16 protein-coding genes and 1 pseudogene are annotated in these 26,679 nt (G+C 54.9%); 10 read left to right on the top strand and 7 right to left on the bottom strand.

Features of this window, described 5'->3' with window-relative positions:
* The first annotated feature begins 158 nt into the window (after window positions 1-158).
* Window positions 159-3,227: pseudogene (locus CHB83_RS24155) on the top strand (Tn3 family transposase).
* Here the strand turns inward: CHB83_RS24155 and CHB83_RS21470 are convergent.
* The 6 genes from CHB83_RS21470 to CHB83_RS21445 form a co-directional block, all read right to left on the bottom strand.
* Window positions 3,224-3,562 carry a hypothetical protein gene (locus CHB83_RS21470; protein ID WP_143437237.1) on the bottom strand — a complete coding sequence of 113 codons (339 nt, stop codon included), beginning with the start codon at window positions 3,560-3,562 and terminating at the stop codon, window positions 3,224-3,226. The pseudogene CHB83_RS24155 and the gene CHB83_RS21470 sit on opposite strands and share 4 nt — an antisense overlap.
* Window positions 3,563-3,713: 151 nt before the next feature.
* Window positions 3,714-4,856 carry a replication initiation protein gene (locus CHB83_RS21465; protein ID WP_089334225.1) on the bottom strand — a complete coding sequence of 381 codons (1,143 nt, stop codon included), beginning with the start codon at window positions 4,854-4,856 and terminating at the stop codon, window positions 3,714-3,716.
* A gap of 1,151 nt (window positions 4,857-6,007) precedes the next feature.
* Window positions 6,008-6,403, bottom strand: coding sequence for a hypothetical protein (locus CHB83_RS21460; RefSeq protein ID WP_089334224.1), 396 nt, complete (start codon window positions 6,401-6,403; stop codon window positions 6,008-6,010).
* 75 nt (window positions 6,404-6,478) lie between these two features.
* Window positions 6,479-7,930, bottom strand: coding sequence for a toll/interleukin-1 receptor domain-containing protein (locus CHB83_RS21455; RefSeq protein ID WP_089334223.1), 1,452 nt, complete (start codon window positions 7,928-7,930; stop codon window positions 6,479-6,481).
* Window positions 7,931-8,001: 71 nt separating this feature from the next.
* Window positions 8,002-9,042 (bottom strand): 5-methylcytosine restriction system specificity protein McrC, encoded by a 1,041-nt coding sequence (locus tag CHB83_RS21450; RefSeq protein ID WP_089334222.1) that lies wholly within the window; start codon window positions 9,040-9,042, stop codon window positions 8,002-8,004.
* Window positions 9,039-10,961 carry an AAA family ATPase gene (locus CHB83_RS21445; RefSeq protein WP_179225599.1) on the bottom strand — a complete coding sequence of 641 codons (1,923 nt, stop codon included), beginning with the start codon at window positions 10,959-10,961 and terminating at the stop codon, window positions 9,039-9,041. The genes CHB83_RS21450 and CHB83_RS21445 overlap by 4 nt, the downstream gene beginning before the upstream one ends.
* Window positions 10,962-11,076: 115 nt before the next feature.
* Between CHB83_RS21445 and CHB83_RS21440 the strand changes: the two genes are divergently transcribed.
* From CHB83_RS21440 to CHB83_RS21400, 9 genes are all read left to right on the top strand, one after another.
* Window positions 11,077-12,936 carry a site-specific DNA-methyltransferase gene (locus CHB83_RS21440; protein WP_245855404.1) on the top strand — a complete coding sequence of 620 codons (1,860 nt, stop codon included), beginning with the start codon at window positions 11,077-11,079 and terminating at the stop codon, window positions 12,934-12,936.
* A gap of 12 nt (window positions 12,937-12,948) precedes the next feature.
* Window positions 12,949-15,288 (top strand): DEAD/DEAH box helicase, encoded by a 2,340-nt coding sequence (locus tag CHB83_RS21435; protein ID WP_089334220.1) that lies wholly within the window; start codon window positions 12,949-12,951, stop codon window positions 15,286-15,288.
* Window positions 15,289-15,317: 29 nt separating this feature from the next.
* The gene (locus CHB83_RS21430) at window positions 15,318-15,533 is read left to right on the top strand and encodes a hypothetical protein (protein WP_089334219.1); all 216 of its coding nucleotides are present in this window, start codon (window positions 15,318-15,320) and stop codon (window positions 15,531-15,533) included.
* Window positions 15,534-15,546: 13 nt separating this feature from the next.
* Entirely contained in the window at window positions 15,547-16,680 is a 1,134-nt protein-coding gene (locus CHB83_RS21425) for an AAA family ATPase (protein WP_089334218.1), read from the top strand.
* The gene (locus CHB83_RS21420; RefSeq protein WP_089334217.1) at window positions 16,664-17,239 is read left to right on the top strand and encodes a hypothetical protein; all 576 of its coding nucleotides are present in this window, start codon (window positions 16,664-16,666) and stop codon (window positions 17,237-17,239) included. Before CHB83_RS21425 ends, CHB83_RS21420 begins: the two co-directional genes overlap by 17 nt.
* 48 nt (window positions 17,240-17,287) lie before the next feature.
* Window positions 17,288-19,297: an AAA family ATPase gene (locus CHB83_RS21415; protein ID WP_089334216.1), complete on the top strand. Its 2,010-nt coding sequence runs from the start codon at window positions 17,288-17,290 to the stop codon at window positions 19,295-19,297.
* A 42-nt stretch (window positions 19,298-19,339) separates the two neighbouring features.
* Entirely contained in the window at window positions 19,340-20,953 is a 1,614-nt protein-coding gene (locus tag CHB83_RS21410) for an ATP-binding protein (protein ID WP_089334215.1), read from the top strand.
* 161 nt (window positions 20,954-21,114) lie between these two features.
* Complete coding sequence (locus tag CHB83_RS21405; protein ID WP_089334214.1) at window positions 21,115-23,859, top strand: SIR2 family protein; 2,745 nt, start codon at window positions 21,115-21,117, stop codon at window positions 23,857-23,859.
* Between the two features lie 4 nt (window positions 23,860-23,863).
* Complete coding sequence (locus CHB83_RS21400) at window positions 23,864-25,354, top strand: argonaute/piwi family protein (protein WP_218823222.1); 1,491 nt, start codon at window positions 23,864-23,866, stop codon at window positions 25,352-25,354.
* A gap of 221 nt (window positions 25,355-25,575) precedes the next feature.
* On the opposite strand, the gene CHB83_RS21395 is transcribed toward CHB83_RS21400, so the two are convergent.
* On the bottom strand, window positions 25,576-26,634 hold the full coding sequence (locus CHB83_RS21395; protein WP_089334212.1) for a tyrosine-type recombinase/integrase: 1,059 nt from the start codon (window positions 26,632-26,634) through the stop codon (window positions 25,576-25,578).
* Window positions 26,635-26,679 lie beyond the last annotated feature (45 nt).

Raw genomic sequence — 26,679 nt, 5'->3', positions numbered from 1 at the left:
GAGTAGGTGGCTGAGCATAAAGACCTTGACGTTGCCTGAAAAGGCAAAGGTCTGCTCTTCTCATACTCCCTGCTATTTGATGCGTAAGCCCTGGGCCGCCACCGGTGTCAGCGAAAGTAGTGTGAAGCGCTACCGGCGCCAGCTGGCCCCGTAAGTCCGTGCGCTACCTTCCCCTGCTCGACGACGCCCAGCGGCGGGCGTTCGACCACCCGCCCAAGTGGACCGCGGCCCAGCGCAAGCTCTACTGCAGCTTGCCCGACTGGGCCACGCAGGTACTCGGCAGCCTGGTGACGCCCCACAGCCGGGGTGGCTTCGTGCTGCAGGTCAGCTATTTTCAGGCCACCGGCCGCTTCTTCTCCACTGACCGGTTTCGGGCCGCCGACGGCGCGTACGTGCAGCAGCGCTACCGCTTAGGAAATGTTGAGTGGGCGCGCTACGACAAGGCCACCCGCTTTCACCACCGCCAGCTGATTCTGCAGCAGTTCGGCGTCGCCCCCTTCGAACAGGTCGAAGCCGCCGTGCGCACGCAGGTGACCCACTTTGCCCGCCAGCAGATGAACCCCGTGGCCGTGTTTTGCTCGGCCGTGGATACGCTGCGGGCCCGTCGCTGGGAAGTGCCCACATACGCCGCGCTGGCCGGCGTCGTGACCGAGGCCTTCCGCACGGTCGAGCAGCAGCTGACCACGCAGCTGGCCGCGTTGCTCACACCCGCCGTGCGCCAGCAGCTGGACGCCTTGTTTACCACCGACGCGGAGGAGCCCGCTCATCCCCACCGGCCCTACCGGCTCACCACCCTCAAGCGCAGCCTGGAGCTGATGCGGCCAAGCGCCATCCGCGCCAACGTGCAGGATTACGCCGTGCTGCAGCCCCTCTTCACCCAGGTGTACCCCGTGGTGCAGGCCCTGGATTTACCGGAAGAAGTGGTACGCTACTACGCCCGCTACGTCGAGCGGGCGCAGGTTTTTCAGGTGCGGCAGCAGGCCGACAAGAAATACCTGATGGTGCTCTGCTTCGTGGTCTACCAGTACTACCAAGTGGGCGACCTGTTGACCGAAACGTTACAGCAGGCCGTGCAAACCCACCGCAACGCCGCCCAGCGCGAAACCCAGGAGCGCGTCTACCGCCAGCAACAGGACACGGCCGGCCAGCTGCGGGAACTGCTCGACGGGGTGGTGCGCCACGGCACGGCCCTGGCGCAGCTGGAAGACGTGGCCTTTTCGTTTGCCCACACCAACGAGGAGAAAGTAGCCGCGCTGCTGGCCTGGCTCCAAACCCCGGAGGTGACGACCTTCGGGGAGTTGCGGCACACGGCCCAGCAGCTGCGCAAAACCGGCGGGGGCAGTGCGAGCGGCCCCTACTACCAGGTCGTCGAGGAGCGCTCCCGCGCCCTGCAGCGCCGGATGGGTGAAATCCTGCGCCGCGTGGCGTACGAGGGCGCGCCCGACAGCCCGTTGGCGCAAGCCCTGGCCTACTACCGGGCGCGCGACGGGCAGTTGGGCAGCCACCCGCCGACGGGCTTTCTGAAACCGGCCGAACGCGCGGCGCTCGGCGAAGCGGCCAGCCCCGTGTCGCTTTACAAGGCCCTGTTGGCGGGACACGTGGCCGACCACCTGAAGGCGGGCAAGCTGAACCTGCTGCACTCGTTGCGCTACCGCCCCTTCGACACCTACTTGTTGGACGGGGCGACGTGGGAGCGGCAGCGGGACGCGTTGCTGCAGCAAACCAACCTGCTGGAACTGCGCGCGGCCGGCCCCTGGCTCGACGCGCTGCAGGCGAAGCTGGCCGCCGCGTTTGCCGGTACCTTTGACCGGCTGGCGGCCGGCACCAACCCCGGCGTGAAGACGCGCGCCGGGGGCGGGCGGCCCCGCTTCCTCACGCCCGCCCGGCCCGCGGACGACGAGGCGCCGCCGCCCCGGCCGCTGTTCCCCGGGCCAGGGCTTATTTCGTTGCACGAGGTGCTGCACACGGTCAACCAGGCGTGCCGCTTCACCGACTGCCTGCAGCACTGGAGCCCGCGCCACCGCCCGCCCCGGCCGGCCGAACGGGTCTTCTTCGCCGGCGTGATGGCCTACGGCTGCAACCTGGGCCTGACGCGCATGGCCCACGCCACCAAGCACGTGGCCTAATCCACCTTGGAAAACACCGTCAATTGGTACTTCTCGCTGGAGAACCTGCGCCGGGCTAACGACGCGGTGGTGGCCCTGACGGGCAAGCTGCCGGTCAGCCGCCTGTTCCAGCGCGACCCGGGCCAGACCCACACGTCCTCGGATGGCCAGAAGTACTACGTGGCCGTCGATTCCATTCACGCCACGCACTCCTATAAATACTTCGGGCAGGAAAAAGGGATTGTGTCCTACGGCTTCCTCGACGACCGGCACCGGCTGTTTCACTCCGTTACCATCAGCGCCTCTGAGCGCGAGGCGGCCTACCTGGTGGACGGCATCCTGCACAACGACGTGGTCGAGTCCACCATCCATTCCACCGACACGCACGGCTTTACCGAAGTCAACTTCGCCGTGACCTACCTGATTCGCGTGGCCTTCGCCCCGCGCATCCAATCCTTTCAGGACCAGCAGCTCTACGCCTTTGCGGGGATGGAGGTGCCCGACCTGGCCGCTTACGGCCTGCGGCTGGGCAAGCGCCTGGACCGGGCCTTGATTGAAGCGCAGTGGGACACGCTCGTGCGGCTGGTGGTGAGCCTCAAGCAAAAGCACGTGACGGCCTCTACCATGCTGCGGCGCCTCAATTCCTATTCCCAGCACCACCCCGTGTACCTGGCCCTGCGCGAGTTGGGCCGGGCCGTGCGCACCGAATTCCTGCTCCGCTACATGGACGACCAAGACCTGCGCAAGCGTATCGACGACCAACTCGACAAGCTCGAAAGCACCCACTCGTTCGCGCGGGCTGTGTTTTACGGCCAGAACGGGCAGATTCCCTACGCTGGCAAGGAAGAGCAGCAACTGGCTGATGCCTGCAAACGGCTCGTGCAAAACGTGATTGTGTGCTGGAATTGCCTGTACCTGAACCAATACCTACTCCACGCCCCGGCGGCCGAGCGCCAGGCCGTGGCCGATGCCATCGCCGCCAGCTCGCCCGTGAGCTGGCAGCACGTCAACCTGCACGGCGAGTTCGATTTCTCGGACGACGCCCTGAAAGATTCCCTCCGCTTCGACGTGGAGGCCCTTTTTGCCTTCGACTGGGAGTCTCCAGCGGCCCCGCTCGTTTAACCTTTGTACCAAACTTTTAACCAAGGCCGCAGTTGAAGCTTTTCTCCAGAGCTTGGTCGATTGAGGAAGGATTGCATTACTACATCCAGGTATGTAAAGAAGTTAGTAAACCCCCAAACGGTAGTGAATTGCTGCATGTAGTGCACGTATTCATGCACCAAAGTCGGGAGGGCCACTGACTCCTCTCCACGTTCCAGAAAATCCTCCCAAGAGCTGTCAAGGATATTAAGCTGCAGTAGCATGAAGCTATACTCACCTCTTGACCAGCAATTTGCTTGGATGCTTTCTTTTAATTGGGTTAGCTGAGAAGGGTGGGGGCTAGCGTTTGCAGACATGGCGAGTAATCAGAGGAATAAAACAACCACCCATGATTTTCTGTAGGTGAAAATGTGAACTAACCACAAGGCGTGAAAGCAAGACGCAGGTAGTATTTTGCCCTACCACAATGGAGAGCATACAATCAGTTTAGTATTAGGCAAATCAGTACTATAAATTCAACGCCTGCTGCACAATCAGCTTTGCCTCAGCCGCTTCGTGCTTTGCATCAATCTTGGTCTGCTTGGCATCCTCCAGTGCTTGCTTACCAGCGCGAACGAAGGCCGCGTTGCAGTAGCGGAGCTTATCGTCTATGTGCCGGTTTGAGCGGTTCTTCAACTCCCAGGCGCGCAGCAGTTCCAATACCCCGGCCTGTTTAAGAATGGGAGCATACTGCACAATGTTCCGGTCCGTTACCTTCCACTCACGCAGGCGTTGGACGATGCTCCCGGTTTCAGTGTGTTGCAGCCAGGACTCGGGAATATCCTTGAGCGCCGGCCCTTTTTTCAAGTCGAAGCGCAGGCGAATAATCTTCTTCCGGCCCTTTACCGCCCGCGTGACTTCGTAGATGGGAGTGAAGGTGAACTCATAGTCGGTGCCCGCCAACTCTTTCAGCGGCTCCTTCATGGTGTAATCAATCAGGAGCTTAGTCTTGGGATACTTTAGCAAGGGGTTACCATCCTTGTCCTTTTTGACCTGCCCACGCTTGTCGTACTCGTACCAGCAATCCATGTACTGCCGGTACTCCTCAACTGGCACCTCCCAGAATCCTTTATCCTGGAAGGCTGACAGAATCTCGAAGAACCGCATGCTGTACCAGCTTTTCAGATTCATGTAGCCGTGAAGCGGAAACTTGCTGTAGTGAGCTGCCTTCACCAAGTAGGGGGCCAGTTGCGGATTGAGTAGGATGGTGATGATACCATCTTTATAACCTACCCGCCTCTCCTTGGTCGTATCCAGAAGGTGTCGGAAGTACCATTCCGAACGGTCGATGCTCTCAAATTCCCACTTCACATCGGCCAACTCGTAGAGGGCTCCCTTGATTTTTGAGTAAGCCGTGTCTATTTCGATATCCGTACCCTCCAGAATCGAGGAAACGTGAATCTGGTAGAATTCACGCAACTGGTAGTCATTGTCCCGAATCTGGTCGATGACCCTGGCCAGGATGCGCTTGCTATACACCGAGATTTTCTTCTGGTGAGCAAACGTGACGTTCCAGTGCTGCTTTACCTCACCGCGGTATTCGGGCTCGTACTTGAGGTCCAACTCCAGCATGGGAACTGAGGAAGAACGCGCTACACGCTTGTCAGCCATAAGAGGTATCGTTGGTAGTGTTATCCGGTAATGCAAGATAACCGCAAAAAAGAAAGTAGCAACTTGATTGAGGCAGTGAACTTACCTTTCTAGTAGTCGTTGCACCTATCAAAAACTTACCCTTTGCCTAGCCAGGGGCACAAAGGCCTATCCAGAACTTACTTTTTTGCTTCCGGTAAGCCCTCCCTAATCTTGCAAATAGAGGTTTGACATCGGCTAAGTGGAGCTTTTATACCTGTCCAGAACTTACCTTTTTAGCTACTTGGCAACATTCATAGCAATTGGTACCATCTCTAAACACCTGTCCAAAGCTTACCTTTTACATAGCTTACGATGTGGATATGTACCTGTCCAAAGCTTACCTTTTACCTGTCCAAAACTTACCTTTCAGGTCGATATATCTGTCCAAAGCTTACCTTTCAGCCTCGATCAGCCTGTCCAAAGCTTATCTTTCACCTGTCCAGAACTTACCTTTTGGCCATTTACTCCTTATAGTAAAACTATCTTGTAGAGTTTTTACTAATCAGTTAAATTACGACTATCTAGTCTGCCGAAATTGAAAAACATTTAGGGTATAAAAACGGGAGGTCAGGCAAAACAAAGCAGTTTAAAAAAGCACAAACTGCAAAATTAGGGATTGTACTTTTTTGCTATTTATTACTATTATTTTTATAAGAGCACTTCTGCTTATCCCTCTCCCCTCTAAATACCACTTCCCAGCACCAAAAGCCCCCGGGTTTCGAAGTGTGTGACCATACTATTGAAGCCAACAGCACGTTTTAGCTAGCATACAGCCCGTGGGTGAACCGAACTTGTCTCTACCTAGGTCTTCCCCTCGGTTGTTATTTCTAACACTACCTAGGGCAGATTTTGGCTTGGTTAAAAGTTTAGTCCAAAAGTTTAATGGCACGGCAGCTGTTTCCCTCAGCAGGCCTTCGCTAGGGTAGGAGGTTTTCCCTTATTTGTTTGCCAATTTCTATGGTATGACCAGCGGAATGGGCCCTGGGTTCAGATTGCCACCCGCAGCAGCTAACCACTCCTTCAGGCTCACAATCCACCGCCCAGCCCCATGGATTATTTTGTCCTGTTGGTTAATGAGCACCAGATACTCAAAAAGGGCCAGCGCCTCGGCTCCACGTGTTTAATTGCCTCTACACTTCCGCGTCGAAGGCGGCCAGTTCCTGTTGAAAGCGGTCCAGACGACCCTTTGTCTTCAGGAAGAGCATGTAACGCATCTTGCCCCGTATCGGCCCGACATCAAACCCTAGTAGCATGGCCTGATAGCCGAATACGCCCAGCAGGTTCTGAATCAATTTGGGCTCTTGCTTAACAAGGGGGCCATAGTACACTCGGTACAACTGCTGCGCATCAACGTCCAGACTCAGGTCCGTGCAGCGGTCCAGTAGCTCCGGTAGGGCCGCTGGCTCGTAGGAGCGCAGATACCCCCGCACCAGGCGTAATGCGTCTTCATACGTCACGGCCAACGAGGCGTCGAACGAGGGAAAATCGGCTTCAAAGCGTTCGGCGGAATCATCATCAAACGTCATACAGTCCGGGGCAGTACTAAAATGATGGCAAAGAAAGACAGAGAGGCGCTAAAAGTAGCACAGAGGCCTAGGGAATCAGTAAGAACGAATAGGACCAAGTAGAACAGCCTTTTCGGTAGCTCCAGCAAGTGAGCAGATACCCTTTACCCGCACCGTGACTGGCGCATCACGATGGCCAGCATCCCGTTGACCTTCAAAATCAATGGAAACGCTCTGGCCCTTCAGCGTTAAGCTGAGGCGCAGAATGTGCTGGATCGTATTGGTGAAGTGCAGAAACCAGGTGAGGACCAACGGAGCCACCTGGTTAAAGCGAGTGAGAGAGTTGCCAACCTGCTGGAAAAGCGCCGGCAACGGTGAGGTAGCCAAATCGTTGAAGCCCCCACTGGAAAGCCACCGCATCGGGCTTTGTTCCGGGGGCTGCGTGTTCAGCAAGAGCAGCTCGGCTCTTGCTTGGGCCTGCATATCCGGCGTAAGGTTACTATAGGTCACCTCCGTGCGGGCAATGAGCTCCTGCGTGTCGGCGGTTAGGTGCCAGGTTTCTCGGTTGTTTTCCGTCACGGCGTGCAAATCTTGTTGCGTGCAGCGGTAGGAATGCCATCGGAAAACCACGCTGGCCAAGCCGTCGCCGGACTGACGCAGGGTGGTAAGAAAAGCTACTTGGGAAGGAGTTGCGGGGCGCAAGGCCATTTCCAGCTGCTTCCCAATTTTGGCATGGTGAACGGGTATGACCTCCCACTCCCCGCTGCGTTTCACCAGCAGGGCCTGCTGGGTGCCGGATGAGCTGGCGGGTGTCCGTTTGGGTGCAGCTGTTGCAGAAGCTGCCTTTGGGAGTCCACGGGTTAAGGTCTTTTTACCCGCTTCGACCGGGGCTGCTGCAGATTTTGTAGTTGCCTTTTTTGCAACGGCTGCGGATGTAACCACCGGTTTCGCCACAGCTTTTTTGGCAGGAGCTACAAAAATCTCGTGTACCCGTTTAGCTACCTGAAACAGCGTCTGATTGACTTGGCCTTCTGAGAGTAAGTCCAGCGGCTGGTCAGGGCCATTTACTGCCTGAAACTCACTTAGGGGCGTCAGAGAAAAGGCGCTGGTGCTCAAGAGCAAGGGCAAAATGATAGTACCCTCTTTGGCGGCTGCCTTCAGCAGTGGGGGCAGCTCATCGGAGTTGATGAAGTCTGAAGCCAGAAAATTAGAACTGATGAGTAGAATAGCCACCCGAGTCTGGGCTAATGCTTTCTCAATTTCAGCCCGCCACTTATCGCCCGACCGCAGCTTGGTATCTACCCACACGTTGATGTTAAAGTCGCGCTCCAGCGGTTTGAGGTGCGTTTTCAGACGTTCCATCCAGGCTTTGTCGCGCTGACTGTAGCTGATAAAGATGTCGGTGCGGGCCACCGCTGCTTTATTAGGTGCACGCTTCGCCGGAGCTGCCGGTTTAGCCGGAGCTGCTTTCTTGACCGAGGCAACTGCTTTCTTGGTCGCAGCAGGAGCAGCAGATTTCTTAGAAGGCGCGGTTTTTTTGGTAGGCATGCGGCAAGTAAATTAAGCTAGTAAAGTAGCTCCCTAATGATGTTGAAACGGCTAAAAGCACCCATGAATGCTTACCACTCTAGCAAGCCATGCAACTCAGCTTCTACCGCTTGCCAGCCTTGGTCCAGATTTACGGTAGCTACCCGGAGACGGTGAGCAGTATCGAGGAGCTGATAGGAGTGCCGCAGCTTCCCATCTACCACGGGGTAGAGTAGCAGCCCGTCTACTGGACGGGTAGGTTCCTGACGCTGCGCGTGCTGCACATACGCAAAGAGTTGGTAGAGGTGGGCTGATATAATCTTTTCCTGATTGTAGTTCTGCTTAAGGGCTTTGCGGTAGTACTTGCAGTCCAGGATAAGCTTGCGCGAAGGGCTAGTGAGCGACACATCCGTTTGCATGATGGGCAGCAATGCTTTGGCCTCATCAGTAGCTGGTTTAACTGCCCACTTTAGCGTTTCGGAGCCCACTTTGTAAGTCTTTTGACGCCGTCGATAGAAGTTGCGCACGAACCGCTCGAACAGGGCCGCCATGCGCTTGTCATTGCCCGTGAAGTTGCGAAACAGCCGCTCGCCGGCTTGCTGCGTGAGCAGTACCTCCTCGTGCACCAGCTGGCAAATGCTAAGGAGCAACCGGTAGTGAGCCGTATGCCGGTGCAGCACCACTTGGTCGTACACCCGGATATCGGGTACGCCTATCAGGGCTACGTCGGCTAAGCGCACATATAGCCCCCGGATTTCCCGGCGCAAGGACTTATCCAGCTCCTGGGCCGTGAGCAGATGATGCAGTGCTGACTTGAGTAGCCGGTTCACGGGTACGTCGTGGCTCAGCTCGTCGAAGGCGCACCAGCCGCGGGCCGTGAGCAGGGTTTGCTGCCGGATGGATTCGCTGAGCAGCAGCTTGCCACGGAGCCGGCCGGTCAGCTCTACTTTGGGCACGTAGTCGCGGGCCAGACCGCGCTTGAGCACGTGCGTGGTGCCCTGCACGAGCACCCGCGCCAGCAGGTCCAGCATGGAGTCGGCGGGCTCGGCTGTTACGGCTACCTCGTCGGCCTCATCGAGCTGGTCCCAGGCGTAGGTGAGCAGGTGGTAGAGGTTCTGAACCGGGATGCTCATGCCGGGCCGTGCAACGCGGCAATGGCTTTATTCGCCTTGGTTTCGCTGTCAAACCAATACTCACGCAGCAGGGGCGCCAGGTCGTGGCTCACAATGGCGTCCCACCAATCGGCTGGCTTTTCGTCGCCTAGCGGGGTGCAGAAGTAGCTGTGGCCAATCAGGAAGCCCGCGCCTAGGTTTTTGTCCTCCTTGATAGTCAGATTCAAAGCAGCTACCCGCGTCAGAATATCGGCCGCCATTTCTTCGGGAATATGGCTCTCGATTAACTGCTGGCGGAGCTTGTCGCCCAGCATCGGTACCAGGTCCACGAAGGTGAAGCGCCGACGGAGGGCATAGTCCACCAGGGCTAGCGAGCGGTCAGCTGTGTTCATCGTGCCGATGATGTACAGGTTGGGCGGCACGAAGAACGGCGCTTCGCGGGGCTTGCGGTAGGTGAGGGGCAGGGCGTAAGTGGCGTTGCGTTTGTCGGCTTCTAGGAGCATAAGCAGCTCCCCGAAAATCTTGCTCAGGTTGCCCCGGTTAATTTCGTCAATGAGAAAGAAATAATCCTGCTTGGGATCGTCGTGGGCGCGTTGCACAAAGTCCACGAACACGCCATCGGCCAGCTCGAAACTGTTGGTGGCGGTGGGGCGCCAACCCCGGATAAAATCCTCGTAGCTGTAGCTCTGGTGAAACTGCACGAGCTGCACCCGGCTGTTGTCCTGCACCCCCATTTGCAGCCAGGCCAGGCGGCGCGCCACATAGGTTTTACCCACGCCGGGCGGGCCTTGCACAATGAGGTTTTTCTTGCGCTTGAGCGCTGCCTGCAGGTGCTGAATCTGGGAGGTGCTGAGAAATAAGTCCAGCTCGGCTTCGGCCAGCGTGTAGGGCTTGGGAGGGGGCGACACTACCGGCTTCTCCACCGGCGGCAGGGGCTGCGGCTTCCCAATCTGCTTCAAGTGTGTGGCTTCGGCTAGCTCGGCCAGAATGGGTTTGAGAAAGGTGTGGTAGCTGGTGATGCTGGTGAGCGTTTTGGTGGGCACCCCAGGACCGGCTTTGTCCTCCATCCAGCCTTCCAGCAGCCAATTTACTTCGCGGATGTTGTTGTGCACCGTCCGGGCGGTGTCGAAAGCGTAGTCTCCCGTTACCTGGCCGATGCCGAGAATCTTACGGCGGCCAATCTTTACTACCACGTAGTCGCCGGGCCGGATTTCGTGGCAAAATTGCCAGCAGGCCAGCATATTGTTGTTGTGGGTGGTGTCGCCGCCGTAGTGCTGTTTCAGCGCCTTTCGCAGCTCCTCATCATTGGCGTACTGGCGCAGATCGCCCAGAGCTTCCCAGCCGATGGACATGATGCCTTCGGCCTGCCAGGCTTTCCAGAACGTGCCGCCCTCCCCGGCACCAATGGCCCAGTAGTTGGGGCTAAAGGCCGGTTCCGTCGCTGGCGGGGTATAGGACACTTCCGGCTCGGCGGCAACAGTGAGGCCGGGCTGTTCTAGTGTTGCAAGGCCCGCCGGGGGCGGGCTTTGCTGCGCGTAGGCCTCCAGGATAGCGGCCCACTGACTGGTGCGGTTCCAGACCATGCTGCCGGTATTGAAGGGCGTGCCGGTCAGCTCCACGGGCGTAGTCACCAGCCATTCTACGGGGCAGTAGTGGGGCAGTTGCTCATTATCGTGCGCAAACTGGCCAGTGGCTTGGCCAATGCCCAGCACCCGGCGCGGCCCCCGCGTCACTATCACAATGTCGCCGGGCTGCACCTGGGCCAGCAGCTGCGAGCCGTCGCCATTGCCGTCGGTGGCGGGGCTGGCCAGCAATTGGTTGAATAGTGGCCGCACTACTCCTTGCTGGCGAAACTGCGACCATACTTCTGGGCTGGCGTCTACTTGCGCCGTCCAATAATTACGCTTTTTGGGGGCCGGAGCGGCCGAATTCAGAGACATAGGGATAGAAAGAGGGCTGCTGCTAAACGCGGCGGCAAGATGCATCATTTGCCTGCACTTGGTTGGCCAAACTGTTAACTTGCCCCTTTTCCAGTTAAGCTACTATCCCGCTCTCGTGCCCAACGACGACCTTCGCGCCCGCCTCTTAGCGCATTCCGACTTCTCCGATGCTGACCGCGCTGCCCTGGTGCAGCTTTTCGACCAGCAGCGCCGCTACGGCCTGGTATGGGAAGATAAGCCCGAAGCCGTGGAGGAAACCCTGCGCCAATTTCTGCCAGTGCTCGAAGAAGTGCCGGCCCGCCTGCTAGCGGCCCCCGACCAAAATGCCCCTCAGCACACGCTTATCGAGGGCGACAACCTGCACGCCCTCACCGTGCTCAGCTATACCCATGCCGCCCAGATCGATGTCATCTATATCGATCCGCCATACAATACAGGGAAGCAAGATTTCATGTACAATGACCGGTTCGTGGACCGTGAGGATGGCTACCGACATTCCAAGTGGCTTTCATTCATGGCTAAGCGCCTTAAGCTGGCCAAAACCCTGCTCAAGGAATCCGGCGTCATTTTCATCTCAATTGATGATAATGAGCAAGCGCAACTGAAACTGCTTTGTGATGAAGTGTTTGGAGAAGAAAACTTCGTAGCAAATGTCATTTGGCGTTCTGCTGACTCGTCTAATAACGATTCCAAGCAATTCTCTACCGACCACAACCACACACATGTCTATTCAAAAAGTGTTGGCTGGCAACCAAATCGGCTTGATAGAACTGAGGACAACAATGCCCATTATAAGAATCCTGATAATGACCCGAATGGTCCATGGTTTTCGGGCAATGTTTCGTCCCCCAATCCTAGAAAAAACCTTCAGTATCTAATACAGGCACCCAATGGATTTCAAGTAGAACCGCCTGCTAATGGGTGGCGCTGGAGTAAAGAGCGAATGGATGAGATGATTGAGAGGGGGGAAGTCGTCTTTTCTAAAGACAACACTCGGGTTATTAAGAAAACATATCTGAAAGACCAAAAAGGACTAGCACCCTCAAGTATTTGGTGGGATATAGAAGAAACAGGCCATAACAGAAATGCCAAGTATGAGCTAATTAAGCTGTTCCCAGACATGAAGACATCTGAGCTATTCTCAACACCGAAGCCGGTGAAGCTCATGAATAAAATTCTCAAACTAGCTGCTGGTCCAGACGCTACAGTCCTTGACTTTTTTGCCGGTTCCGGCACCACGTTGCACGCCACAATGGCCCTGAATGCCGAAGACGGCGGCACCCGCCGCTGCATTCTGGTAACTAACAACGAGAATAACATCTGTGAACAGGTCACCTATGAGCGCAACCGCCGCGTCATCCAAGGCTACACCACGCCAAAGGGCGTAGCCGTCTCCGGCTTGGCCAATAACAGCCTGCGCTACTACCGCTGCGTGGCCCCGGTGCCCCGCACGCCCACGCTGCGCCACAAGCGCGAGCTTGTGCGCCGCGCCACCGATCTGCTCTGCCTCAAGGAGAACTGCTACCAGCCCCTGCCCGGCACGCCGGACGACGGTTCTTTCCGGGCCTTCGGCAGCGACAGCGCCACCACCGTCATCGTGTACGACGACTTGGCCGTGGAAGCCGCCGCCGCCTTCGTGGCCACGCTGCCCGTGCCGGCCCATGCCCCGGCCGACCAGCCCTGGTGCGCGGTGTACGTGTTTGCGCCCGGCTCCTACGCCTACCAGGAAGAGTTTGCGCCCGTGGCCGCCCGCGTGCGCCTCAGTGCCCTGCCCGAGGCCCTGTACCGCGCCTGGCAGCACCTGCTGCCCCAAGAAGGCATCATGCGCTCCATAGAAGAAACGCCGTCCGAACCCCAAGCGGCTGCCCCAGTGGCGGCCAGTGCCCCGGCTCCTCGTCCCACCGCCCCCGTAGCCGTTGCGGCGGCTGAGGCTACTCCCAAAACCGACAAGCGCGGCAACCTCACCTTATTTTAATTCCGGCCGCTCATGCTCACGCTTCGCCCCTACCAAGCCAAAGCCGTCGACCGCCTGCTCGACGAAACCTATAGCCTGCTGGCCCGCCCCGTGCGCCGCCAGAAACTCGTATTCAAAGCCCCCACCGGCGCCGGCAAAACCGTGGTGATGGCCGAGTTCCTCAGCCGCCTGGCCGAGGAGTTGACCGACCGTCCCGAGCTGCCGGTGCGCCAGCTGGCCTTTATCTGGATTGCGCCCGGCCACCTGCACCTGCAGAGCTACGGCGCTCTGCGTCAGTACTTCGCCGATACCCGCGCCATTCACCCGGTGCAGTTCGACGACCTCACCGAAAACCACCTGCGGCCCAACGAGCTGCTGTTCCTGAACTGGCAAAGCATCAGCTCCGACAAGAACCTGCTGGTGAAAGACAACGAGCAGCAGCGCAACTTGGCCAGCCTTGTGGCCCAGACCAAGGTGCGCGAAACCCAAATAGTGGTGGTGCTCGACGAAGCTCACCTCTTCGCCAGCAAGGGCGACAAGGCGCAGAAGGTGCTCAATCAACTGCAAGCCTGGGTGGAAGTTGACGTTTCGGCTACGCCGTTCTACAAGTCCGACAACCAAGTGGTCATCAATCGCGAAGACGTGGTGCGCGCCGAGATGATAAAGCGCGGCGTGGTGCTCAACCCCGACCTCGACGCCAACCTGCAGAAAGGCGGCGACGCCCTCAATATCGTGCTGCTGAAGCTGGCCATCAAGCGCCGCCAGGAGCTGGCCGACGCCTACCGCGCCGCCGGCAAGGACATTAACCCTTTGCTGCTCATTCAGCTGCCCAGCGACACGGCCAAAGAAAGCGCCCTCGACCGCACCATCCGCGACACCATGCTGGCCCACCTCGAAGGCGTGGAAGGCATTACGAAGGACAACGGCCGCCTGGCCGTGTGGCTATCTGGCGAAAAAGCCAACTTGTCCGGTCTGGAAAAGGCTACTAACCCGGTAGAGGTGTTGCTGTTCAAGCAGGCCATTGCCCTGGGCTGGGACTGCCCGCGGGCGGCCGTGCTGCTCATCTTCCGCGAGCTAAAGCAGGAATCGTTCAGCATCCAGACGGTAGGCCGCATTCTGCGAATGCCCGAGCAACAGCACTACGCTGATGAGCGGCTGAACCTGGGCTACGTGTACACCGACCTGGCCAAGAACAACATCAAGATTGAGCCCGACTCGGCCGACTACCTCTCGCTGAACAAAGCCGACCGTCGCGCCGACTACGCGCCCCTGCTACTGCCCGCTGAGCACGTAACCAACCAGCGAGAGCAGCGCAACCGCCTCAGCAGCCAGTTTCGGGCCATCTTCTACAAAGCCGCCGAAGCCCGCTGGGAAATTGCGCGGGAGCTATTGCCCGGCGGCCAGCCTTTCGAGGAGGCCAACGAGGCCCTGCTACACAAGCGGGGCATGCACACCGAGGTGGACAGCATCGACATTGTGATTCCGGCCAACGTGACCATCCATGTAGTAGAAGTGGGCCAGACCGCCGTGGATGCTGGCCACCAGCAGAAGTTTGCCAAAACGCCTTTTGAGCGCCAGCAGCTGCTTCAGCGCTTCTGCCGTGAGCGGTGCGGCATTTATGCGCCCGCCGAGAGCACGCCGGTGCTGCAAATGGCCCTTATCTCACTATTTGAGGAATACTTAGGCTGGGATGAGAACCGCGCCACCAAGTTCATTCTCTACCCACAAAACCACACGGAGATAGGAGCTTTGATTGACGATGCGTTGGCTGCCCACACCAACTACCAGCAGCAGAAGCCCGGCAACGCCCGCACCCTCGAAACGGTGACCTGGGACGTACCCGTGTTTGAGTACTACAACGACCACTACGACGAATATGACGCGCCCACCCATGCGCTGCAGCCCACCTTCCTGCGTCGCCGCGCCGACGGCCACCTAGCTGACTCGAAGGAAGAACTACTGTTCATCCAGTTTCTGGAAGATGATTTCAATGCCCCCCACCTGCAGTGGTGGTACAAGAACGGCGCCGGCACCCGTACCGACTTTGCAGTGGTGTACTCGCGCACCGAGCGCGGCGAAACCCGCCTGGCCCCGTTCTTCGTGGACTTCATCATCCTGTTCGCCAACGGCACCCTAGGCGTATTCGACACCAAAACGCTCGATTCGGACCCGCACCTGGTAGCTAAGCACAACGCCCTGCATGCCTGGATTGCCAAGCGCAATACTGAGCAGCCTGGCTCAACCATCGGTGGTGTGCTCATCCGCGACAAGACGCTTTGGAAATACAGCACGGAGCCACTGTCGGACAACTACTCGCTAACCGGTTGGCAGGTGCTAAACCCGGCATTGCTGGCCGCATCAGTTACCGCCTGATTTTCCCTTAGACCGCTACCCTTACTCTCATGAATAAAGGACTCGACGCCACTTTCGTCCACTACGGCATACGCAAAGACGACCTAGCCCTCATCCATCGGCTAGCTGACGACGCTGGCCTCCCTGCCGAGTGGCTGGACGGAGTGCTCAAAGCCTACCACGAGAAGAAGGTGCGCAATGAGTCGCTGGAGGAAAAGGACATTCAACGGCTGTTGAATGAGCAATTAGATAAAGTCGGCCAATAACTAGCTTGCAGTTATGTTGAAACGTCTGTTTGTCAAGAATTTCACCGTATTCGCCGAGGCCGACTTCGAGTTTGGCCCTGGGCTAAACGTGGTGGTGGGTACCAATGGCACAGGCAAGAGCCACGTGCTGAAACTGGGGTATGCGGTGCTGAACTGCCAAGAAAGAAGGTTGAAAGCACTGAGTCCACAAAAGTCTTATGAGGAGGGACAAAGCACTGCCAACAGCCCCAAACCACGCCCACTCGACTTTGCTGATTTAGACGAAAAGCTGGTTAAGATTTTACGGCCGGCACCGTCCCACGCCAGTGAGTTCATCCGCCGTGGTGCTATGCCTCAAGAAGCCATTGTCGAATACGAGGTATCAGACACAGAATACACAAGAATGCCACCAGGCCGCCTTGCTATTTCCCCTAATAGTTCGCGGGAAACCCCTCTACAGCAATCACCTACGGTAATGAATAAGCTTGCTGCATCGCTAGCAGCACCCGTGTTTATACCGGCGAAGGAGATACTTACGCTGGGATGGATGCGACCTGCCTCTGGACAGCTCAAGTTGCCACTAGATGATTCCTATCTGGACTTGCTCAACCAACTCAGCGGCCTTCCACTGCAGCAGCCAGAACCCGCCGCCGCCGCTGCCTTAGAGCAGTTGACAAGCATACTGGGTGGCGAAGTGGAAGAAGACAACGGCCGATTCTATCTGGTTTTTCCCAAGGAGCAGCGTTTGGATATGAACATGGTAGCGGAGGGTCTGCGCAAGTTTGGCACCCTGCAAAAGCTACTGGCCAATGGCAGCCTCACTCCCAAATCCACCCTGTTCTGGGACGAACCTGAAGCTAACCTTAACCCAGCTTTGCTTAAAAAGCTGGCTGCGGTGCTAGCCGAGTTGGCGCGGCAGGGTTTCCAAATCGTTCTGGCTACGCATAGCTTGTTCCTGCTAAAAGAGCTACACGTTTTGGCGCAACAGCCCGATATGCCCATTCGTTACTTTGGCTTGTACAAAGGGCCCGATGGTGCCACTGATGTAGAGCGTACCAATGATTTAGAAGAACTAACCCACGTGACAGCGCTGGATGAAGAATTAGAGCAAACGGCTCGGTTCCAGCGTGTACTTGATAACGAAGACACTCATGCCAAACATTCTTGAGGGAGCTTTTGAATTCCAGTTCCCGAATACTTGGCATGCAGTAAAATACGACGGAGAAAAGGACAAACCAGCTCCTCCTAACTACTACTTACGCCATTTGGAGCCCATTAACGCCATCAAGGCTGTTGACATAGTAGCTGCGCCTCCTGCGCCGATGCGCCGACTCATTCTGCTGGAAGTAAAAGACTTTCGGGAAGATGATGACGACCTCCAGAACAAAATTGAAACGGAGCATTTTCCATTGGAAGTAGTTCAGAAGACGTTGCATACGTTGAGTGGACTGTACCTGGGCGTGCGAGCTGGTGACCCGGAGTTAGCCCCTTTTGGAACCCAAATTCTGAGAGTGCCTGAAGAGCTTGAGGCAGTTCTTTTCCTAGAACAGATTCCCATCAGCCGTGGACCCAACGATAAGGGTTATAAGTACGCGCTTCACAACCGGGCCACTCAGCGACAAGGAATTGCACGCAGACTGAAAAATGCGCTCAAGCCACTCGGATTTCGCTGCTCATTGGTCGACGCTAGCAGCGTCCCATCAAGCGCCGGTTGGCAGGTAGTGTAAACTCGTGCAAATTCACTCTAAACTCTATTTCTAGTCTGTACCTATCCTATGCTGCTCAAACGCATCAAAGCCCAGCACTTCAAAACCTACCAACACCTCGACCTCGACCTAACGGTGCCGGCGGGTGACGAGCGACCCATTATTCTCATCGGTGGGGCGAATGGCGGGGGAAAGACTACGCTATTTGAGGCCATTTACGGCGGACTATACGGGCTAAAAGTGAAAACGGCCCGTGACTTTGAAATGCTGCTCAACGCAAGTGTAACAGACCGCTCCAAGACCCAGATTGTATTGGAGTTGCATTTTGCAGGCAAGGTGTTGCAGCAGGAGCAGCAGTACATTCTCAAGCGTACTTATATGCTCAACCCGGCCCAACAGCCGGTAGAGTCAGTAACGCTAAACATGGACGGCAACCTGTTTACCTACGGCTCCGCCATGGCAGCCAGGGAGCGGCTGCGGGCAGAAGCAGAGGTAAATAAGATTATCAAGGCCAACCTGCCCCAGGAACTGAGCCGCTATTTTCTGTTCGATGCGATGGAATCGGGTAACCTGCTAAAGCAGGACCAGCTGAACCGCGTGATTCGGGAGAACATCGAGAATGTGATGGGCTTTCAGAAGTACGCTCAGCTAGCCCACGGAGCGGAGCTATTGGTGCAACAGCACACGGCCAGCCGCCTGGAGCTGGATAAAGAACGTGAGGAGTACCACAAGCTAACGGTGGCTAAGCATACGCTTGAGGAGACCATCCGGCGCCACGAGGAGCGCTTGGCCCAGTGCCGCCGCTACGCCGTGGAGCACCACGATACCTACCGCCAGCTGCAAGCCGGCATGGATGCCGAAGAAACCCTGACTCAGAAGATTAAAACCGTGCAGGGTCAAATGCAGACCACCCTGGAACGTCAGCGCAGCTACCGGGAAGGAGTAGATAGTTTCGTGCGCAGCCTGGAAACGCACGTGGGACTGCCCCAGCTGCACCAGGCTTTCCGCGCCGAGATAGGGTTGGTCCTCCAAAGCCAAGCGCAGCAGGATGAGCAACGTGACCAGCAGTTAAGCCCAGACGTGCTTGACCGGCTATTGCAGCAGGTGGTACGCTACCTCGACGAGCAGCAGGCCTTGGCAGCCCCCCTCGATACCGCTGATTTGCGTCGTTATCTGCTAGCTGGCCAACCAGCCCCCGATGCTCCTAATCCCTACGCTTATCTCGACCCGGCAGAAGTTCGAGCCCTTACTGCTCTGCTGCATTCAAGCTTCAGCAACCCTTTCCCGCCGCTGGCCGCCCAGCAAGTCGAGCTGACCGAAGCACTAGCAGGGCTAAATCAGCAGCAGGAGCAGATTGAAGGCTATAAAGCCCAAATTTCGGGGCACGACTACACGTTACTCAAAGCATATGAGCAGAATGAAGGGGAAATAAAGCAACTGGAAGGAGCCCTTAAAGTCCACCGCGACGACCTAAAGCGCCTTTCGGAGCGCATTCACCAGTTCGATATTCAGGTGGATAACGACCCTGACCCACGTTTGGAGGCGCTGCAAAAGCTTCCAACGTTTTTTCGAGAAGTGGCCAACACGCTCTTGCGCACCAAAAAGCAGCAGATTGAAACCCAGATGCTGCATGACTTAAACCTGAACTTGGTGGCCTACCAAGGGGTAATTGAGCGGGTAGAGTTGTCGGAAGAACTACGGGATTTGGCATTTCGCCTCTATCACACGGCCGGTAATGAAATTTACCTCGACCAACTCAACACGGCATCAAAGCAAGTAGTCGTGCAATGCCTGCTCAAAGCCTTGCATGAGTTCGGCGATTATGACCCACCTGTAATGATTGATACGGTGATGGGCGTGCTGGACGAACGCAGCCGAGCGACCATGCTGGAAAGCTATTTTCCACGAGTTTCCCACCAAACTATCCTGCTCAGCTCCGATAGTGAAATCCGGTTGGGCGATGACCTGGAGCGGATTCGTCCCTTTCTGGCTCGTACCTACACGCTCGTGCGCGACAAGCAAAATCAATGTACAGATGTGGTAGAAGGGTATTTTGGCCAGCATCCCAGCCATCAGTAATCTTATCCTTCTGCGCTTCTTACTCCTTGCTTTTCTAATTCTATGGCCGCTACCCATACGCAAACTGCCGTCATCCGCTTTGTAGGCATCCGCCAATCTGAAGAAGTTCTAGCCCAAACCACGGCCCTGCGAGCGCTACTGGAACAACAGCTTAATCTGCCCGAATATCGAGCCGAAACCAAGCCCGTGGTGATGACCCAAAATCTGGTCCAGCGCCTCGCGCTAATGGCTGGGCTGAGCCAACCCGGCCCGCGCAGCGCCGATGCCGCTGGTAGCCTTCGTATACCAGGCACATTTCACGATACGGTTTTCTCACGGGGCGACTTTCAAGCCTTGTTCTCAGCGCTACTTAAACTGCGGTATCCCGCCGATACCGACTGGGAAACGCCCACCGTGCGCGACCGTATCCTCAACCACGAGATGCTGCGGGGTATGGTCTATCTGCAAGACCCCAACCATTTGGAAGGCTGGCTACTCAACGCGGCCACTGGCTTGCGCGGTGATGGGGCTGGACGGGTGCCGGCTATCAACCTGCACGTGGGCACCTATGAGGGCGATATGCCAGCCACGCTCAACCTGAATGGGGCCGACGTTACCAATACCCAGATTCTGATTGCTGGTAGCACAGGTTCAGGCAAGAGTAATCTACTAGCCGTGCTGCTCCAGCAGCTGCGGGCTGCCACGGTCGAAACTTCCTTTCCCGTTAATTTCCTGCTTTTTGATTACAAAGGAGAGTTTTCTGACCCAGCTAATTCCAGCTGGCTCACGCACTTTGAGGTAAGCCCCGATGACTGCCTGCTGGACCCGGTGCACCAACCACTGCCCTTTTCACCCTTTAAAAATTTTGAAGGCAAGCCGCAGAATGCCATTAACCTCTACGCGAGCGAAATAAGCGAGGCGTTCAAAGCGCTGGACCCACGCACGGTCATCAGTGCTAACATGGCCAATACGCTGACTCAGGCCGTTATTAATGCTTACAAACACTCAGCGGGCCAACCCATATCGTTTGCTCTGATTGACAAGTATTATGTGGCGTTGCTCCCGGCTAAAGATGCCGATAAAATGGATTCTGTGCGGTCAATTCTGCAGCAGCTCATTCGCAGCAAGCTTTTCCGCGATACCGATGACGTGGACCTTATCCGTCGCAGCTTCATCGTGAAAATGGACGGTTTCCCTAAGGATGGGGCTGTGGCCAAAGCCATTGTGTACTTCACTATTTCAAAGCTGAATAACCTCTACGAGGAACTGCCCAAGCAACAGGTGAGCGGCGGCTTAGTGGAGTTGCGCCACTTCACCATCATCGACGAAGCGCACTACATGCTTGACTTTGACAATCGGCCACTGCGCAACTTGATTGCCGTGGGTCGGAATAAAGGTCTCAGCATTATCCTAGCCACCCAGAACATGGAAAGCTTCAAAAGCGACTATTTCGACTTCTACGCCAATGCGCAGTATCCGCTTTTGATGAAGCAACAGACCATCAACGATAAGATAGTTAAAGACCTGTTTGGCGTAGCTTCTGGCGGCGAGTTCAACGAAATCAAACAAGCTATCAGCGAGCTAGGTAAGGGCGAAATGCTTGTTAGAAATGCGACAGCTGCTGCGCTTGGTATGGGCAAAAAGTATAAGAAAATCCGTGTGACACACTTGATTTAGAACATCTTCAGAATCAGGACGTGAATAAAACCTCAATCCAATAGAAATATTTCTAGCCGAAGAAATGAGGCGACCCTATATCTTTTTCACTGGCATAGTAATACACTTTCGTTTCAGCCTTAGCCAGTTTTTTACCTGCTGTCAATATCTAATTTAGCATCATGCATTTAAATGTTAATAACGCGGGCATAGTAGCTACTCTGCTGAAAAATACGCCCAAACCTATTTTCTTGCTTGGTGCTGGGGCGTCCGTTACTTCAGGTATTCCCTTGGCTGGAGACATTGTTAGCAAAGCATCTAAATGGGCTTATGCACGTCAGAATGGCAAAGACCCTGATGACCCACGCATAACACGCAGCGATTGGTTGCCGTGGTTGCGTGACACACAGGCATGGTTCAAAGAGGATGTTTCTATGGGAGAACTATTTCCATACGCTGTTGAAAGCCTTCTACAGCCTCAAACAGCTAGGAAGCAGTTCTGGGTGAAAATTTTGAACCCTGATATGCGGGTGAGCATCGGTTATCTGAGGCTTGCTGAACTCATGCACTTGAGCCGCATCAGCACTGTGCTTACCACCAATTTCGACGAGTGTATTGGGAAAGCAAGGAATGAAATCAATCAGCCGGCCATGATTGATTATGTGCGGACAGCTCCGGAGTACGTAAAAATTTCAGCGACACCTCCTTTTCCCGTTTCCGTGTTTCTTCACGGCGACGTCAATAACTATTCTGACCGTAATGTAATCGAGGAAATTGAGCGCATGGATGAGGAGTTGGTGCAAACGCTTGTCCCACTGTTGAAAGACCACCCGCTCGTAGTGGTAGGATACCGCGGAGGCGAAGCCTCGATTATGGAACATTTGCTCATAAGCAACGCCCAACGTGCCAATAACTATAAAAACGGGATTTATTGGTGCTTGCGCAAAGGGGAGAAACCAGAAGATGCTACCGATTATGTGAAGACGCTTAGCAGTATCATCGGAACAAACTTTCAATTTATTGAGATAGAATCCTTTGACCATCTACTTGACAAGGTGATTTGGCCGCACTTGGGGGAGAAGAAGATAAAAGTGAATTTTGACCGTTCGCTACCGGTAGTCAACCGACGCGAGCCCACGGTGACCAGTTTCGACTTGAAAAGTGCCATTGCTTATCAAGCAGAAGATTTTGATGCCGCACTGCTGCGACTACGCATTGTAAAGTATTGCGAAAAGCTAAAAATCTCAATACCAGATACGATTGACTCAGACTGGCTCACTAACCAGATGGTGCATCTCAATTTGGTTCGGGTTGACCATGAAGGGAACTTGTTGGCTACATACGCTGGGTTACTCCTTTTTGCCAAAAAGCCGCAGGAAGTTGTTTCTAAGGCACAAGTAGTTATAAAGTTCGCGGGTCCGACCAGATGGCTGCGCAAGTTGCTGAAGGACGATTCGATTGAGGAGGAGTTCGTTGAGAGAACAATTAGCGGCAATCTGTGGATTCAACTCAAAGAGATTGACGAAGCTTTAGCCTTAGTCAATAAACCTTTCAGGCTCAAGAATGAAGAGTCAACGGACGTAACGCCCTACGACCCGATTGCTCTAAAGGAAGTAGTAGTCAATTCCCTTGTGCATCGGGACTATGAAGTGCAGGAAACTAACGTTATCGAAATAAACCCTGGGGTTATCCGAATCTTCAATCCTGGCGGCCTAATGGATGAGGTGCGACCATTCTTCGAAGACGAAGTAATGATTGATGAAATCAGGCGTGGCCGGCGGGGAATTAAAGGATATCGCAATCCTGTATTAGCAGATTTATTTTATGGTGCCGGCGCCATGGACAAGCGGGGTTCCGGCCTATATGACGTTGTTCAGCGGGTTCAACAGAATGCTGGACACGTTGACTTCGAAGCTAATTTGGCTAATACGGAATTCACTGTGCTTTTGCAATGCCGCCCCGAAGCCGTCGATGAGATTACTCAAACCGCTGTCCCACTAAGAGTTATTACAACTAAATACACATCAAACATTCTGGAAATACAGCACCTTCCAGAATACATTTCCTATGCTGAGTCTTTACATTCTTCCAGAAAAGAAATGTTTGAGACGTACCCTACTCTCTATTTTCCGCCATTTGAATTATTTGAGAAGCAGGTTTTCACGCTTACCGATTTGCGAATCAGATACAATACCCTTCGCAATCTGGTAAAAATCCCAACTATTGCTACACTAGCCTTGGACGAATACCTAGCTGGTAATGAAGGAGAGAAACGGTTTGTCAGGTTGCTTAATGATAGCCTTAAAAGTCATTTCTTCCGCTGTGGTTTAGTAGTTGACGTTGTTAAAAAACGCGCCTACTTTCCTAAGAGTGATGATGGCGCACGAGTAATTGCTTACAAAGCCCGTTTCAAAAAGACCAAACGAACAGTTGCGCGTCCACGCTACGCAGTCAATAAGGAAACAATACGCTACTGGGAGCATAAGGCATTCTACTATTCTGTGCGGCGCATCGGCGAACAGTGGTGTTTATTCATTGAGCCTACATATGTTTTCACTCTGAATGGACAAAAAGACCTTTTAGAGTCTGCCAAAGTTGGCCGATTGGCGACCAAAAAGATGTCGCATGATTATAACCAAAGTGTACTCAATGATTTGGTGTTCTGGCTTCGCACGTTATCTGGCGAACCTCATCAAAGCTTTGTGCTGCATTCTTCCACGACGGACGGCTTAGGTGATAACATTTTGATAGGGGCTGATTACGTCGGTGCCTCCCAGAATGATGTCACACTGATTGAAGGGGAGTTTGACGAGCTGGATGATGAAGAAGATGAGAGTGATGTTGACCCTGAGATAGGCCGACTAGCTGACCAGCAACGGGAAGAACTAGGAGCGGATGAGAAAGAGTGGGACGACACTGAAGAATAAAGCAATGGATATCAAGATTATTGAAATTCAGCCTACTGAACTTGAGTTTGGCGGCATTGGCTCTTTCACCGACCCCAAAGTGGGACTGAAACAAGCAGGACCTTTCGATGTGCGGTTCGGGGCTGCTCAATTAAAGGAGGTGCGGGTTGGTTTGGTTGGACCACGGGAGATGAACATGAAAGCTGCTTTTTGGCTCGAACGGTGCCAAGGGCTCATTCCAACAACCATGAAGAACACCCAGCAATACCCTGATTATCCAGGGTTTGGGATGGTCTTTCAAGCTACTCTTAACACTAGTACCGTTTGGACGCATGAAATAGCGTCTGAGGAGCTTACTGATGCGCTTGCAATTCAAGACGACAGCCTGCGTTTTGATACAGTGCTTAATTTGTACAACAAAGGACTAGAGAAGCTTTCAACTCTTGAGTCAACGCGTCCTAACGTTATTTTTTGCTGTCTACCTGAAAATCTGGTAGATGCTTGTCATCACGTGGAGCGGAAATTAACAAAGGATGAAAAATCCGAGTTGAAAAAAATGGCATCTGCTAATAAGCCAGGTTTTCAGTTTTCCCTTTTTGACGAGCAAATAGAAGATACGGAAGAAGATTTGCTGTACAGGGATTTCCGTCGGGCCCTAAAAGCGAAGGCTATTTTGGTCAATATCCCCATACAAATTGGGAGGGATAAGATATTTCTGGACTTAGCGGATAACCAAGATGCAGCTGCGCGGGCTTGGAATAGTTCCGTTGCGCTGTATTACAAGGCTGGCGGAATTCCGTGGCGTTTACGTGCGCACGATGTAGAGACATGCTTTGTCGGCATTACATTTCATCATCTGCGCACCAACATTAAACAAGTGGTAAAATCGTGCATTGCCCAGGGATTTTCCTCAGACGGAGAAGGTTTTGCATTGCGCGGAAGCGATGTGGAGTACAACCCGCGCGCTAGTAGGGCTGTGCACCTTTCCAGTGCGCAATCATTTGAGCTAGGTGTAAAAATTATTGAAGAATATGCTTACCGAACCGGGCTACCGCCTCAGCGCATAGTGCTGCACAAAACCTCCTTTTTTGATGAGAATGAGGAAGAAGGATTCCGTAATGCGTTCAGCAGTATTCCAATTGTGGAACTCATTAATTTACAGGAGACAGCCTTTTGCTTAGTTAAGCATAGTAAGTATCCGGTTGACCGCGGTACTTTATGCGTCGTTAATGACACCAGTTATTACTTGTTTAACACAGGCTATATCCGGGAACTTGGTACCTATCCGGGGGCTCATATTCCGCGGCCAATCGAAATAAGAAGCAATGAGCCACTGGATGTTGTAAAGGCTGCTGAAGATATTCTAGCGCTGGCTCGCATGAATTGGAATACTTCTAGCTTTACTGGCGGCGCCCCGGTGACACTATCGTTTTCTAGGCAGGTAGGAGGGATTATGGCAGAATTGAATGTGAAGAACATCAGGAAGCTGCCTACTTCATTTAGATTCTACATTTAGAAAATAATTGTTCGTACAGGCACCGCCTATTTAGAGGAGCATGTTCGATTGGAACAAACTGCCTTAAAGGTTTCAGTACTAACTGACATTGTTGTTTGTAATAACTTTCGTCGCTCTCAAGGCCCACTAACATTACAATCCAAGTTACTTGTCCAATTTGTACTGGTGCACCTTATCGAGGTGGGGGTAGTGGCAGGCCTGGTGACTATTTATGCAATTTGTCATAGCCCCAACGCCTGAGCAGCATTGTAGGACACCACGTTGTTGAGCTGCGTATATCGCTCAATCATGGCATCCGTTTTTTGCTTGGTTTGGTTTTTAATGGCTTTGTGAGATTGCCCGTTGAGCACAGCCACCGTCACAAAGGATACCCGCAGGGAGTGAGCTGAGTAATCCGGGCCAAGGCGCTTTTGCACCAGCTTGTTGATGGAGATGTCGGAAAGCCGCTTGTCTGAAGGCACGGCCATCTGGCCCGGAGCCGCCCGCGGAATCTTTACGAACAGCGCTCCTGTCGTACGACCGAGCAAATGGAGCCAAGCCCGCAGGCAGCGCACGGGGCAGTAGTCCGCGTTGGGCGCGTAGAAAATGGCTTTGTCCTCCACGGCGCCGTATTGGTTGGTCTTGCTTTTGGCCAGGTGCACCAGCAAGGCCCGCTCCGTGAAATCTAGCTGCTCGATGTTCAGGTCCACCAGCTCGGAGCGGCGGAATGCCCCCGCAAAACCGAGTAGCAGCAGGGCACGGTCCCGCAGGCCGGCCGATGTCTCCAGGTCCATGCGGCGGATGGCCTGCTTCAGCTCCTCGACGGTAAACGCTGGGGCCTGATCCTGCCGCTTGCCCAGGGTGCGGGCAATGCCTTCCATGACAATGTTGAGCGCATCCAAGGTAGCCGGCAGCCGGTGGCCGGCGAGCTGGTGCGCTTTACGGATGGCGGCTAGGTGCCGCTTGATGGTAGCCAGCGAGTGGGGACGAGTGAGCGGCTGCTGGCCCTTTCGCTTCTTTTTTCCCCCACCGCCCATTGTATCGGATACCGGTTTCTCGGAAGCCAGGTAGGCGACGTACTCCGTGAGTGTATCCACGTCGGCCGGCACGGCGACGAAGCCATGCTGCTCGCAAAAGGTCACGTAGCTTTTTAGGTCCGACGTGTAGGCCCGCTCTGTATTGGCCGCGCCCTGCAGGCCGACTTCCAGAAAGCCCGCGACTTTGGCTGAGGCCCGAGCCAACTGCGCGCCGACCGACTGGCCGGCGGGTGAAGAGGCAACGAGAGAAAGGTCTTCGCTCATGGAGTGAATTTAAGGCAGTGCCGGAGCGAGTTGATTTGGACCATA

Origin of the sequence: Hymenobacter mucosus, assembly GCF_900188255.1 — a bacterium.
GTDB lineage: Bacteria > Bacteroidota > Bacteroidia > Cytophagales > Hymenobacteraceae > Hymenobacter > Hymenobacter mucosus.
Note: the sequence above shows the minus strand (reverse complement) of the source record. Positions and strands in the feature narration are given on the sequence as shown.